Source organism: Pedobacter terrae, assembly GCF_900100705.1.
GTDB classification, from domain to species: domain Bacteria; phylum Bacteroidota; class Bacteroidia; order Sphingobacteriales; family Sphingobacteriaceae; genus Pedobacter; species Pedobacter terrae.
The window spans coordinates 589,619-603,435 of record NZ_FNCH01000001.1 but is presented as its reverse complement, the minus strand read 5'-3'; the positions used below and the strand labels follow the sequence as shown (position 1 = coordinate 603,435).

Genomic DNA, 13,817 nt, shown 5'->3' with positions numbered 1-13,817 from the left:
TTTAATTTTAGGCTTATCTTTGTAGGATCAAATTAGGAGATTATGGCAGAGTTAACGAAATTCCAGGCTTTTGTACAGTGTAAGTGTCCACGATGCCGCAAGGGTGATATTTTTACAGGTAGTGCTTACTCATTGAGGCTACAAAAAACAAATGTAAACTGCCCACATTGCAATTTGAAATTTGAGCGCGAACCTGGCTTTTTCTATGTAGCAATGTTTGTAAGTTATGCCATGAATGTTGCAGAAATCATTTCCATTGGTGTAGCTTCTTATGTTTTAGGTTTAGACTTAGTATATGAGAATCTGTGGTACTATGTGGGGTTAATTTTAGCCGGTGTTTTGTTGTTATCGCCCATTAATTACCGCTATTCGAGAGTGATTTTGCTTCACTACCTTACACCTGGGTTACACTATGTGCCCAGAAGTGGTGATTAGCATTAAAAACTAACGTAAAAGGCGATTTGATATTTAATATAATTTTTACGATCGCTATTAAGCAGATGCTATTTTAAAAGCTTCATTTATACTATCAACCAATGCGCTCACTTTGGTTTCCGAGGTGAGTTCGTACCGGTATTCGTCTTCAATACTGCCCATTTTGGTTTCTGTATTTCTGAATTCCATTTTACTGGAAACAAATTCCTTGGCAGAGGCATGGAATTCTGTAGCACCGGTTTGCTCAATCAGTTTGTGGATATTGCTTTCATTAATTCCGGCACCAGGCATGATTGTAATCCGTCCCGCTGCTTTTTTTACCAGCTTTGCTAATTTTTCTGCCCCTAGCATTGCAGAAGAAGCACCTCCTGAAGTAAGTACTCTTTTTATTTGAAGGGAAATTAAATCCTCCAGCGCCTGATCCATATCGTTACTCATATCAAATGCCCTGTGGAAAGCAACCTCCATAGGTTTGGCCAGATTAATAAGTTCCGTACAGCGTTCTTTGTCGATCGTGCCATCAGCCTTAAGTATTCCAGTAACTATACCTTCGCAATTTAATGATTTACAAACCTTTACATCCTCTTTCATGATTTCAAATTCCATTTCAGAATATAAAAAATCTCCTCCACGTGGACGTATAATCGGCCAAACTTCGATAGAGAGATTTTTCTTGGCTAATGCAATCTGGGCATAACTTGGTGTAGTACCACCTTCTGCCAGGTTATCACAAAATTCTACTCTTTTTGCTCCGCCATTTTGGGCGGCCAATGCCGATTGGTAAGAATTGGCACAAACTTCTAAGCCAGGAACAATATTCATATTCATTTATTATTAAGCCATCTTATTCTATCGAATCCGCCGGACCTAGAACTACCCATCCCTTTGGCGATTTAAAGGTATTTAGCAATTGTACAGACTTTCCTCCATCCGGGTACCAACACACTTCAGTAATTACCCAATGTGTCTCATCAACCTTTTTACGTTCTGGAAATGCATTTTTAATGTTTGAGAAATCAGGAAAGCCATGCGCTTCAATGTTATTGATGAAAGACAGTTTCAGCACTTCGGCCGTTTCGTTGATAATATCCTGATCAATTTCAACTGCCATGTTCATCCCCGAAAGTAAAGATTTCGCTTCTTCGTAAAAATCTTTACAATCCATTGCTGCATCGATGTCTTTATTGATGTAAGCCTTCTCAATCGAAAGTATGGCACCTTCAGGCGTCTCCAGATTAACTTTGAAATGATCTACACCTTCATCAATGTATAAACCTATACTATCGTCAAATGCAGTTTTATCTTTCTCAGCCAGGCCGTCTCTAATTGCTCGAATGGTATAGCCACCAATTAAACGACCGTTTTCAATAATCATCCAATCCGATATATCATCACCAGAAATACCAATTTTTTGATTTAATTTAACCGTTTTCACATCAACAGGATCGTTACCAACGGTACCAAACAGATTTCCTTCATCGTCAAAATGAGGTTCAGTAAGCCAAATATGCTCGCTATATTCCCCGTCTCTGATATGAGCTTTAACCGAGAAGTAAGCTTGATGTGGTTGTGGATTGGAAAGACTTTCTTCGAAATACCAAAGTGTTAAACCAGCCTTTTCAATCGCCCAACGCATACGCTCATCTTCGTTTGAAATATAAACCATATCAGGTTCGCCCTTACGTTCTTCTACATTCTTTTTGCCGAAAATTTTAGATAACAATCCCATTTATTGCTTGTTATTGGAGAGATTAATGATGCTAATAGTAACTTTTACCTTTAATTAAAAGATCTTGCTTTTCAGCATTGCAAACGGCATAACTAAAGCCCTGTTGGATGGCATAAGCACCATATTCGCCCTTTTTATTGATGGCTAAAAATCCTACCTGTATGTTTTTGGCCGTTTCCGGCTTTTTTTTGATGATACGCATTACTGCCTCCTTACATGCTGCTTCCGGCGCATAACCCTGGCGCATCAGCTCTACCACCAGGAAGGAGCCTACATTCCGTACCACTTCTTCGCCTACACCGGTTGATGTTGCACCGCCAACCTCATTGTCTACATAAAGGCCAGCGCCAATAATCGGACTATCGCCAATTCTACCATGTAATTTATAAGCCATGCCGCTGGTGGTACAGGCGCCAGAAATATTACCCATCGCATCAATAGCCAACATTCCAATGGTATCATGGTTGTATTGATTTCCTGGCAATTTTTGCGGCGCTGCTTTTTCGTAAAGTTTATTTTCGATATTCATTACCGGCGCATATTTCGCCGTTTTTAGCCATTCTTTCCATGCTTTTTCGCTGGCAGGGGTAAGCAGGTTCTCTTTTTTGAAACCCTGTTCCAATGCAAACTGTAAAGCGCCATCACCAGCCAACATAACGTGCGGCGTTTTTTCCATCACTTTACGTGCTACCGAGATGGGATGTTTAATATGCTCTAGTGCCAAAACAGCACCACAATTACCCAATTCGTCCATAATACAGGCATCAAGCGTAACATGACCATCACGGTCGGGCAAACCGCCATAACCTACAGATTGATTTTTTTCATCGGCTTCCGGTACCCAAACACCTTGTTCTACTGCATCTAAAGCGCGACCGCCAGACGATAAAACTTTCCAGGCATCAGCATTTGCCGCAATTCCAAAATCCCAGGTAGAAATGACAATGGGAAAATTTGCTGCTTTTGACGATTTATTTGGAATAGCATTGGCGATACTGCTTTTATCAATAGCCATCAGTCCGGCTGATAGGGCAGAAGCTTTTATAAATTTACGGCGGTTAAACATGTAGAGGGTTGATTAACTGGTTTATGGTTTATTTAACAAAGTGGTTGATTATGATATTTTTAAATCGCTTTAATCGTGCTAATTGCGATTTGATGATCAGTATTTTGAAATAATTAATCGTTTTACTATGGTCTTACAGTGTGATTTGATCATTGCGTACTATTCAATTGTAAAATGATCGGCATCTTTTAAAAATGGAAACTGTCTCCTGACCTTAACCAGTTCTTCGTAGTTGATACTGAAAGTATACAAATCTTCATCTTCTGGTTTATAATAAACAGTATTGCCATATGGATCGAGACACATCGATAATCCGCTGTGGTAAATCTGGTTTCCATCATGTCCAACACGGTTCACCGCAATTACATAACTTTGGTTTTCTATCGCCCGGGCTGGAATCAATGCCTTCCAGTGTGCCGAACGTTTATCAGGCCAGTTGGCCACCAGGAGTAGGATATCGTATTCCTGATCTACATTACGTAACCAAACCGGAAACCTTAAATCGTAACAAATGGCCAGCCTGATTTTCCAGCCTTTAAGTTCTACAATGAGTTTTTCTTTACCTGGACTAAAATGCTGATCTTCATTACCCATACCAAACAGGTGGCGTTTATCGTAATGCTGATTTTTACCATCTGGCTCCATCCAGATCAGGCGGTTAAAATATTGATCGTTTTCTTTAATAATTAAACTTCCTGTAACAACACAATTGTACTGATGCGCCATTTTCTGCATCCATTGCATTGTTTTTCCACCCATTTCTTCGGCCAAAGCTTCAGAATTCATGCTAAAACCCGTATTAAACATCTCGGGCAAGATAATAATATCCGTTTTCTCCCTTACACCCATCGATAATCTCAGCGCCAGATTCAAAAGGTTTTTCTCGATGTTTTCCCAAAAAAGATAAGCTTGAAAAACAGTTACTTTCAGATTTTCAATTTGGGTGTAAACAGGTGCTTCCATGGTATATCGGTTTAGTCTGGTTAAATCTTTTTAAGTTTTTCTGCAGCTAAGGCGAGCGTAGCATTTTCTTTAGCAAAGCAGAACCTGATAATTTTATGGTCAGTTGCTTTTTGGTAAAATGCAGAAACCGGAATGGTGGCCACTCCAAATTCTTTGATCAACCTGATGCTAAAATCGGTGTCTTTTTCGTCGCTGATATCGCTATAACTTGCACATTGAAAATACGAACCATTACAAGGCAAAAGTTTAAAGCGGCTTTCGGCCAGGAGATTTCTAAAGTAATCCCTTTTCTGTTGAAAGAAACTACTAATTTCGTTATAATTTTCCGGTTCTTTAATGTATTCGGCAATGGCCTGCTGCATGGGACTATTAACGCTGAAAACATTAAATTGGTGTACCTTCCTAAATTCTTTGGTTAAATCCTCCGGGGCAAGGCAATACCCCAGTTTCCAGCCCGTAGCATGTAAAAGCTTGCCGAAAGAGGCCACAATAAAACTTCTTTGCCTCAATTCTGGATAGCACATTACACTCTGGTGTTTTTGTCCATCATAAATGAGGTGTTCATAAACTTCGTCGCTTAAAATCACAATATCGCTGCCGCTAATAAGTTTAATAAGCGATTTCATATCATCTGATGATAAAATACTACCTGTAGGGTTTTGTGGGGTATTTAAGATGATCATTCTTGTTTTTACCGTAAACAACTTCTTAACCATATCCCAGTCAATTGCATAATTTGGCGGGGCAAGTTCATAAGTTTTAACCAGGCCACCCAGCAATTTAACCGTAGGCGCATAGCTATCGTAAGCCGGCTCAAAAATAATAACCTCATCACCAGCATTGATAATGGCTGCCAGTGCGGTAAAAATGGCCTGCGTTCCACCTGCTGTAACCGTAATTTCTGTATCAGGATTATACTTGATGTCATAAAGCTTTTCAACTTTCTCTGCAATGGTTTCTTTTAAAAAAGCAGAACCAGGCATTGGCGCATATTGATTAAAACCATCTTTCATGGCTTTATTCACCAATTCTATTAGTTTCGGATCGCAGGCATAGTCTGGAAATCCCTGAGAAAGATTAATGGCACTGTGTTCAGCGGCAAGTTTACTCATCACCGAAAAAATGGTGGTATTTATGCCAGGAAGTTTAGATTGTATATGAAGCATCTTATAAGCGAAAATAGGAAAAAAAAGCTTAAGACTTAAAAACCTATGCGATAAGCCTTGCTAAATGATTGAGATTGTACCTATTGGAATTATTTGCAAAAGTGTTATACGCTTACATTAAATTTATAGCATTGAATTAAGTTAAACACTTGGCTTGGCAGATTCTATTTCAGCTTATCGATCAATGCGCTGCAACGGCAGCATCACCTGATGCCTCTACTTCATTAGTGATAAACCTGCTGCCGATTAACAAACAACAAAGTGCGATAAACGCCGCGGCTGTCATAACCAAAGGCATCGGTACTACCGAGTGTTCGCTAAATAAACTTACCATTACCGAAGCCAGGGCACCTAAACCCATTTGCAAGGCACCCATAAGTGCAGATGCACTGCCCGCGTTTTTAGAGAATGGTGCGAGTGACAAGGCGGCGGCATTAGGATTAATCAGGCCTAAACATGCCAAAAACAATGCAATGAAACCTATGGTAGAATATAAATTCAACCAATTATTTAAAGCAAAAATCAAAAACATTAAACTGAAAATACATTGTGCAATTAGCGCGTAGGTGACAATTTTTTTACTGGTAAACCATCTTAATATGAAGCTATTTACCTGACTTGCCCCAATAAAGGCAATCGATAATAAGGCGAAAATCCATCCATAACCAGTTTTACTTACTTCGTATATTTTCATAAATACGGTTGGCGAAGAAGATACATACGCAAATAAGCCTGAAAAGGTAATTGAACTGATTAAAGCATAAGTGTAAAATTGCGGCTCTTTCAAAACGGTAAAGAAATTGGTTAAAATTGGCTTTGGTTTTAAAGAATAATTCGGGTCTGGTTTATAACTTTCTGGTAATTTAAATATTGAAGCCAGGAGCATTAAAATAGCCATCAACCCTAAAAATACAAATACATATTTCCAGCCCAGGGCCGAAATTAAATAACCACCGGCAGTTGGGGCCAGCATAGGCGAAACAGCGATCACCAACATTAAAGAAGCAAATACTTTTGGGCTTTCTTCTACAGAAAACAGGTCTCTTACCATAGCAACTGAGGCTACTGCAGTGGCACAACTTCCAATGGCCTGTACAAAACGTAAAACAATCAATTGGTTTACATCAGTTACCGCCAAGCATAAAAAGGAAGCAAAAATATAAAGCGCCAACCCAAAGTATAGCGGTTTTTTCCGTCCAAACTTATCCAACAGCGGACCGTACAATAACTGGCCAGCAGAAATTCCGATAAAAAAGCTGGATAAAGAGAGTGCTACTGTAGATTCGGTACTTTTTAAATCCTTTGCAATATCAACAAAGCCAGGCAAATACATGTCGATTGAAAAAGGGCCAAGAGCAGCCAATGAGCCTAAAATGAGTATAAGATAGAAATGTTGTTTTTTAGCCATGAAAAGATTACCGGTTTTTGATGGCGCAAAGATTGGGAGATTTATGTTGCTAACCTATTTTTATGGTCGAATGATTGTAAAAATCATATTTTAATCCATAGACCATAAAGAGGCTACTCTATAAGCGTTTTATCATCTATGTTAAAAATGTGAAGATCGGTGTGTTAAATCTGCTATTTATTTATAGATTTATAGTCTATGACTTTTAAGACAAAAGAAAGCCGTTTGCTACTCATTCTGGGTAGTTTTTTCGTAGCAAATGCTATATTATCAGAATTTATTGGCGTTAAATTGTTCAGTGTTGAAGAAACGCTGGGTTTTAAAAAGTTCGATATCAATTTGCTTGGTGTTCCAAATCTGTCTTTTGTAATGTCTGCCGGTGTATTAACCTGGCCCATTATTTTCATCATGACAGATATTATAAACGAATATTTTGGCGTAAAGCAGGTTCGTTTTTTATCTATACTTACCTCCATTTTAATCGCTTTTGCCTTTTTGGTGGTATGGGGATCGATGCATTTAAGTGCTGCCGATTTTTGGGTACACCAAAAAATTAATGGTGAAGACTTAAATATGAATAATGCTTTTGCCGGGATTTTTGGACAGGGCATGTGGATTATCGCAGGTTCCATCACCGCTTTTATTATCGGGCAGATGGCAGATGTGCTCATTTTCCACCGCATTAAAAAACTAACCGGTGAACGTGCGCTATGGCTGCGTGCTACGGGCTCTACGTTGGTTTCTCAGCTAATTGATAGTTTTGTGGTGATTTTCATCGCATTTTATTTAAACCCACAATACCACTACAGCTGGAAAATGGTTGCCGCAATCGGTTTGGTGAATTATACCTATAAATTTATTGTTGCCATTTTAATGACTCCAATTTTATATCTTGTACATGCTATCATAGATCGTTATTTAGGCAAAGACCTTGCACATAAACTGATCAAAATGGCAGGCAGGGGATAATTATTAAAACAACTCAATACCAAATAATCTAACTTATGAGAAACATATTGATGCTATTAGCAGTGCTTTTCTTATTTTCATGTGCAAATAAAGATGGAAACAAAAAAGATTCGGCGCTAAATATTCAGGGTACCTGGCAGTTGTTATCGGCTACAACAATCGAAAATGGAAACAGCCAAACCACTGATTATTCCGGAAAAGTAAAAATGATCAAACTATTCAATAACACCCATTTTGCTTTTTTGAAACATAGCCTTGATCCGAAGGATAGCACTGGTTTTGACGCAGGAGGTGGAACCTACGTTTTAAAGGGCGATGATTACGCGGAGCACCTTGAATATTATAAAGACAAAAATTGGGAAGACAAGCATTTTAAGTTCAAACTCTCCATCCATCATGATACCTTGATTCAGAAAGGTGTAGAGAAGGTGGAAAAGGCTGGGGTAGACCGTGTAATCATTGAAAAATACATCAAAATAAAATAATAAGCATTTCTTCGATCTGTATTTCTGAAAGTTGAGGAACATTTTAAAACAATATTGTTTTAAAATGAATCATTTCGTTGTTTCGTTTCGAATCATTTCGTAGCTTTGTGTTATGGGATACGAACTATCGAAAAAAGAAATTGGGGAAAGAATCGCCAGCCTACGATCAAAAAAAGGTATTTCTCAAGAAGATTTAGCCAAAAGTATCGCCATTTCAAGGCCGTCTTTAACACAGATCGAGTTGGGAAACCGCGGCGTTAGCCTAATTGAAATGCAAAAAATTTCCATAGCGCTAGGTTTTTCACTGGATGATTTTATGACCAAGGCTTTTCTGTCCAATCAAAGTTTGCAGCCATCTGGCACATCACAAGAGAAGGTTACCTCAGAACGTGTTTCTGTTCCAACCTTAAATATAAATAAATTTAAAAATGTTTTACTTTATATATTAGAGCGTTGTGCCGGCAAACCTAATGTGGGTGAAACCGTACTATATAAACTTCTTTATTTTTCTGATTTCAATTATTACGAGTTGTACGAAGAGCATTTAACAGGAGCGAGGTATAAAAAGTTGCCATATGGCCCTGTTCCTCAAAAATTAGATGCTATCATCAGTCAAATGATAGATGCCAATCAGCTTCAACGGATCAAAACAGAATTTAAAGGTTTTCCGCAAAAGCGTTACCTGCCACTTGAAAAAGCTGATTTAACCGGACTTAAAGCCAGCGAAAAGGATGTTATAGATAAAGTGATTGAGCAGATGAGCGATTGGTCTGCCACAGCCATAAGCGATTATTCGCATAAAGATCTACCCTGGGAAGTTACTGAAGAAGGTAAAGATATCAGTTATAATTTAGCTTTCTATCGGGAACTACCTTATTCTGTTCGGGTGTATGATGAAGATGATAACGATTAACTATGGTTTTCGAATCACTAAACGAATTTGATAAGGATCTAAAAAAGCTTTTGAAGCGATATCGTAGCTTGCAATCTGATTTGGAAGATGTAAAGATAATTTTAAGGGTAAAGCCTGATGAACGCAATCCTTTTAGCTTTCGTATTGATAATTTAGATATTATTACATGTGTAATTAAAATTAAAAAAATTACCTGTGATAGTTTAAAAGGACGGGGAGTAAACTCTGGCTTGAGATTGATTTATGCTTATTTCGAAGAAGAAAAAAAGATTGTTTTTATTGAGCTTTATCATAAAAACGATAAGGAAAACGAAGACAGGCAGCGTATTCTAGACAATTTTAAATAACGCAAAAGGTCGGACTCGCTCCAACCTTTATACTTAACAACAAAACAAATAAAAAAAATTAACCTTAAAAATAAATTACAGGCTTGCTAGTTCTGAGGCAAAAACATTTTCACTCAATTGCTCCTGTTTATAAATCTGTCTGCCGGTGTAAGCCACAAAAACAGATTGATCTAAAAGCAAATCGCGGTTTTTAATCAAACTTTCTAACTTAACCGTACCCACCACATATTTATAACTACTGGCCGCATAACGCTCACTAATATTATCAAATTCCAGTAAAGTAATCAGATCTTCATCTGCGTAACGCAAATAGACTTCTAAAAGAATTTCCGCTGTATGTTTTACACCATTTTCTGAATGGTATTTTTTGTATTCATAACGATAATCGTAACGTAAAGCCGCAATATCAGAAAGTACAGCAGCACCGGTAGGATGGCCACCCGCACCTTTACCATAGAAGAATTGTTTATCTGCAAAAGCCGCCTGAACGGCTACGGCATTGTATTCATTTTCTACGTTATAAAGGAAATCATCCTTCGCTACCAACTTGGGAAGCACATAGGTCACGATATCTTTTGTGTTTACTTTGCGTGCTGTAGGAACCAACTTAATTTTAAAGTTTTTCTCACGCGCATATTTAATATCATTGTTGGATAGGTTTTGTATCCCGATGTTTAAAATGACATCAGGATTTACAAATAAGCCATAGGCATGTGCAGTAGCGATGGCCAGTTTATATTTCGGATCGTATCCACCTACGTCTAAAATCGGATCGGTTTCGGCAAAGCCTAAATCCTGTGCTTCTTTTAATGCCGAATCATAACTTTGTCCGTCATTGAATATTTTTGATAAAATATAATTAGATGAGCCATTAAAAATTCCACTCAAAGCATGGAATAATTCATTATCGTAGTACTCTTCTAAATTGCGGATAATTGGAATACTGCCACAAACTGCTCCTTCATATAATAAGGATGTTCCGTGCTTTTGTTGTAAATCTACCAACTCTTTTAAGTGTGTGGCGATCATCTTTTTATTGGCGGAAACTACATTTTTGCCATTTTTTAATGCTGTAGTTACAATTTCATACGCCGCATCGGCATCATTGATCAATTCTACAATTGTATTAATCTCCGTATTGTTCAGTATCTCGTTTCGATCGGTAGTAAACAGATCCTTATTGAGGGTACGTTTTTTTCTTGGATCTTTTATCGCGATTTTAATGATCTCCAGGTTTAGGTTCTGGCTTTGGATAATATCCAATAAACCTTGTCCTACAACACCAAAACCAAATAAACCGATTTTTAAATTCTTACTCATTGTTATAAAGTGATTATACAGATAGGTGGATTACACCGATATAGCTGTTCTTATTTTTGTATTTTTTTAAAATTTTATTCCGGTATCCAGTTTTCTTACCTTCTACCTTTATCCCCTCAACCCTCTACCTTTTTAAGCCGTATGCTGTAGTTTGATTATTTTCTTGTTACGGCTTTCTTTCATAAAGTTTCCGATTACATTGGTTAAAGCATTGGTTTCGATTAAAAAACCATCGTGTCCATAATCAGAATGCAAGGCACAAAATTCTGCCCCAAGGATATGATCGGCCAGGTATTTCTGCTCTGAAAGCGGAAATAATACATCGTTTTCTATTCCAATAACCAGGGTATTCGCCTTAATTAATTTTAATGCATCACCAATACTCTTGCGGTTACGCCCCACATTATGGCTGTCCATGGCTTTGGTTAAATAATAATAACTATATGCATTAAATCGGTTAATCAATTTTTCACCCTGATAATTCTGGTAAGAAGACGATCTAAAATTGTCAGTCTTATCGTTTACACTTTCTACCTGTGTACTGCCATAGGCATTATAGGTTCTATAACTTAATAGTGCAATGCTACGCGCTGTTTTTAAACCTTTGCTACCACCGTTTGGTTGGTTGGCGTAAAAAGTTCTGTCGGTAGTAATGGCTAAACGCTGACTTTCGTTAAATGCAATCCCCCAGGGAGAATGTGCTGCATTAGTAGCAATCAGGATCAGGTTTTCAATTTTATTTGGCTCCGAAATACTCCATTCCACCGCTTGTTGCCCACCCAAAGATCCGCCGATTAATAATTTTATATAATCAATTCCTAAATGCGAAGCCAATAACTGGTGTGCCGATACCAAATCGCGGATGGTAAACTGCGGAAACGAAAGGTAATAAGGCAAGCCCGTTACCGGATTGGTACTTAACGGATTGGTACTGCCGTAATGCGAACCCAAAACATTGGCACAAATGATATAATGCTCTTCTGGATTGAACAACGCATTTTGACCGAATAAACCTTCCCACCATTCAAAAACATCAGCATTGGCCGTAAGTGCGTGACAAACCCAAATTACATTATCTTTAGCGGCATTTAATTTACCATAAGTTTGATAAGCGACCTGTAGGTTACGGATTTTTTTTCCGCTTTCTAGTTTAAACTGTTTATTGTAATGATATGTTGATGCTGTACTCATTGTTTTGCTGTATTCGGAAAATAAACGGGCTTAGGCTAATAAACGCTCTGTAGAAATCTGTGCATTAATGGCTGCAAAAGCCTGCTCAAAATCGGCCTTGATATCATCAATATGTTCAATACCGACTGAAACCCTTAAGGCATTTGGTTTTACACCTGCAGCCAATTGTTCTTCTTCGCTCAATTGTTGGTGGGTTGTTGCCGATGGCTGTATAATCAATGTTTTGGCATCGCCCACATTAGCGAGATGCGAAACCAACTTTAAATGATCAATCACCTGCGTGGCGTTTTCCTTGCTTCCATTTAATTCGAAAGATAGTACGGCACCAAAACCGTTACTTAAATATTTCTTCGCAAGATTATTGTATTTGCTGCTTGCTAATCCCGGATATTGTACTTCCTTAACCAGCGGATGATTTTCTAACCAGGTAGCCAGTTCAAGGGCATTATCAACGTGGCGCTGTACGCGAAGTGATAAGGTTTCCAATCCTTGCAACAGCAGAAAAGAATTGAAAGGCGATAGGGCAGGACCAAGATCCCTTAATCCTTCTACACGTGCACGGATGATAAACTGAATATTACCAAACGGCCCGCCAATACCAAAAACATCGCTAAAAACTAAACCATGGTACCCTGCTGAAGGCTCAGAGAATTGAGGAAATTTTCCGTTGCCCCAATTGTAGTTTCCACCGTCAACAATTACACCGCCAATACTTGTTCCATGACCACCGATCCATTTCGTTGCAGATTCTACCACAATGTTGGCACCATGTTCTAAGGGCTTAAACAAATAGCCCCCTGCACCAAAAGTATTATCAACCACTAAAGGAAGATCATATTTTTTAGCAATGGCCGCAATTTTCTCAAAATCAGGTACACTAAATGCCGGGTTACCAATGGTTTCAAGATAGATGGCTTTGGTTTTATCGGTAATTTTAGCTTCAAATTCTTCCGGTACATCCGGATTCGCAAAATCTACATGAATACCTAAACGTTTAAAAGCTACTTTAAACTGATTATACGTTCCGCCATAAATATGTGAAGAAGAAACGATACTGTCTCCAGCCTCTAAAATATTATTCAGCGCAATAAATTGAGCAGCTTGACCAGATGCTACTGCCAAAGCTGCAACACCACCTTCTAAAGCTGCAATACGTTTTTCGAAAACATCGTTGGTCGGATTCATGATTCTGGTGTAGATATTACCAAACTCTTTTAATGCAAATAAATTGGCACCATGCTCGGCGCTGTTAAATCCGTATGAAGTGGTTTGATATATTGGCACCGCTCTTGAACCTGTAGTTGGATCTATTTCCTGGCCAGCGTGTAATTGTAAAGTTTCAAATTTATATGATGTTGACATAATTTCTGTTTTTAATTGTTAAATGATCAGATAAGGAGCTTAAGTTAATCCTAAAACGGCAGGGCGTATCCCGATTATCCGGGACCTTCCAGTTTGAAAGAAACAAAAAAGGAAGATTTTTAAATTACTGTATGCAACAGCACATACAAATCATCGCAGGCATGTGGCCACAAATAAAAGAAATAGAAGTTTGTTCTACCTTTTTAAGGTTTGCGTTAGTTCCGCTAAGCGATTGAAGATTTAATGTTTGCATCAGTTCTAATTTATATCTCCAGATAACACCATGTTACCCGGTCAGGAATTGGCACCTTCTCTCTCTGAGGGTTGCCAGTGGGTCATCGAGCCAGTCTCTCGCCACTTCTTTATAAATCAACCTGTGAAGATTGACTTTTATTCAGCTATCCGCCAAATAATATTTCAAATGTCTAAAATTATTCTTAATATACAAAATAAAATTTTGAAT

14 protein-coding genes and 1 riboswitch are annotated in these 13,817 nt (G+C 38.2%); of the genes, 5 read left to right on the top strand and 9 right to left on the bottom strand.

Annotated features, from left to right (window positions below; all coding sequences use genetic code 11):
- The first annotated feature begins 42 nt into the window (after window positions 1-42).
- Window positions 43-435 carry a DUF983 domain-containing protein gene (locus BLR60_RS02610; RefSeq protein ID WP_090496487.1) on the top strand — a complete coding sequence of 131 codons (393 nt, stop codon included), beginning with the start codon at window positions 43-45 and terminating at the stop codon, window positions 433-435.
- Window positions 436-492: 57 nt separating this feature from the next.
- On the opposite strand, the gene BLR60_RS02605 is transcribed toward BLR60_RS02610, so the two are convergent.
- The 6 genes from BLR60_RS02605 to BLR60_RS02580 form a co-directional block, all read right to left on the bottom strand.
- Window positions 493-1,263: a copper homeostasis protein CutC gene (locus BLR60_RS02605; RefSeq protein WP_244155570.1), complete on the bottom strand. Its 771-nt coding sequence runs from the start codon at window positions 1,261-1,263 to the stop codon at window positions 493-495.
- 16 nt (window positions 1,264-1,279) lie between these two features.
- Window positions 1,280-2,164: a YegJ family protein gene (locus BLR60_RS02600; RefSeq protein ID WP_090496486.1), complete on the bottom strand. Its 885-nt coding sequence runs from the start codon at window positions 2,162-2,164 to the stop codon at window positions 1,280-1,282.
- Between the two features lie 31 nt (window positions 2,165-2,195).
- A complete protein-coding gene (locus BLR60_RS02595) occupies window positions 2,196-3,230 on the bottom strand; it encodes a glycosylasparaginase (protein WP_090496485.1) in 1,035 nt (344 codons plus the stop codon).
- Window positions 3,231-3,389: 159 nt separating this feature from the next.
- On the bottom strand, window positions 3,390-4,193 hold the full coding sequence (locus BLR60_RS02590; protein ID WP_208600553.1) for a nitrilase family protein: 804 nt from the start codon (window positions 4,191-4,193) through the stop codon (window positions 3,390-3,392).
- A 20-nt stretch (window positions 4,194-4,213) separates the two neighbouring features.
- Window positions 4,214-5,359 (bottom strand): methionine aminotransferase, encoded by a 1,146-nt coding sequence (locus BLR60_RS02585; protein WP_090496484.1) that lies wholly within the window; start codon window positions 5,357-5,359, stop codon window positions 4,214-4,216.
- Between the two features lie 181 nt (window positions 5,360-5,540).
- Window positions 5,541-6,767 (bottom strand): multidrug effflux MFS transporter, encoded by a 1,227-nt coding sequence (locus tag BLR60_RS02580; RefSeq protein ID WP_090496483.1) that lies wholly within the window; start codon window positions 6,765-6,767, stop codon window positions 5,541-5,543.
- A gap of 198 nt (window positions 6,768-6,965) precedes the next feature.
- Here BLR60_RS02580 and BLR60_RS02575 point away from each other — a divergent pair, with 198 nt between their 5' ends.
- The 4 genes from BLR60_RS02575 (at window position 6,966) to BLR60_RS02560 (ending at window position 9,481) form a co-directional block, all read left to right on the top strand.
- Window positions 6,966-7,736 carry a queuosine precursor transporter gene (locus BLR60_RS02575; RefSeq protein ID WP_090496482.1) on the top strand — a complete coding sequence of 257 codons (771 nt, stop codon included), beginning with the start codon at window positions 6,966-6,968 and terminating at the stop codon, window positions 7,734-7,736.
- 35 nt (window positions 7,737-7,771) lie between these two features.
- The gene (locus BLR60_RS02570; protein ID WP_090496481.1) at window positions 7,772-8,221 is read left to right on the top strand and encodes a hypothetical protein; all 450 of its coding nucleotides are present in this window, start codon (window positions 7,772-7,774) and stop codon (window positions 8,219-8,221) included.
- A gap of 112 nt (window positions 8,222-8,333) precedes the next feature.
- Window positions 8,334-9,134 carry a type II toxin-antitoxin system antitoxin SocA domain-containing protein gene (locus BLR60_RS02565; protein ID WP_090496480.1) on the top strand — a complete coding sequence of 267 codons (801 nt, stop codon included), beginning with the start codon at window positions 8,334-8,336 and terminating at the stop codon, window positions 9,132-9,134.
- A 2-nt stretch (window positions 9,135-9,136) separates the two neighbouring features.
- Complete coding sequence (locus BLR60_RS02560) at window positions 9,137-9,481, top strand: hypothetical protein (RefSeq protein WP_090496479.1); 345 nt, start codon at window positions 9,137-9,139, stop codon at window positions 9,479-9,481.
- Between the two features lie 75 nt (window positions 9,482-9,556).
- Here BLR60_RS02560 and BLR60_RS02555 read toward each other — a convergent pair whose 3' ends face one another.
- From BLR60_RS02555 to BLR60_RS02545, 3 genes are all read right to left on the bottom strand, one after another.
- Window positions 9,557-10,801, bottom strand: coding sequence for a homoserine dehydrogenase (locus BLR60_RS02555; protein ID WP_090496478.1), 1,245 nt, complete (start codon window positions 10,799-10,801; stop codon window positions 9,557-9,559).
- 132 nt (window positions 10,802-10,933) lie between these two features.
- On the bottom strand, window positions 10,934-11,992 hold the full coding sequence (locus tag BLR60_RS02550) for a homoserine O-acetyltransferase family protein (protein WP_090496477.1): 1,059 nt from the start codon (window positions 11,990-11,992) through the stop codon (window positions 10,934-10,936).
- A 30-nt stretch (window positions 11,993-12,022) separates the two neighbouring features.
- Window positions 12,023-13,354 (bottom strand): O-acetylhomoserine aminocarboxypropyltransferase/cysteine synthase family protein, encoded by a 1,332-nt coding sequence (locus BLR60_RS02545; protein WP_090496476.1) that lies wholly within the window; start codon window positions 13,352-13,354, stop codon window positions 12,023-12,025.
- A 260-nt stretch (window positions 13,355-13,614) separates the two neighbouring features.
- Window positions 13,615-13,725: riboswitch (SAM riboswitch) on the bottom strand.
- Between the last annotated feature and the right edge of the window lie 92 nt (window positions 13,726-13,817).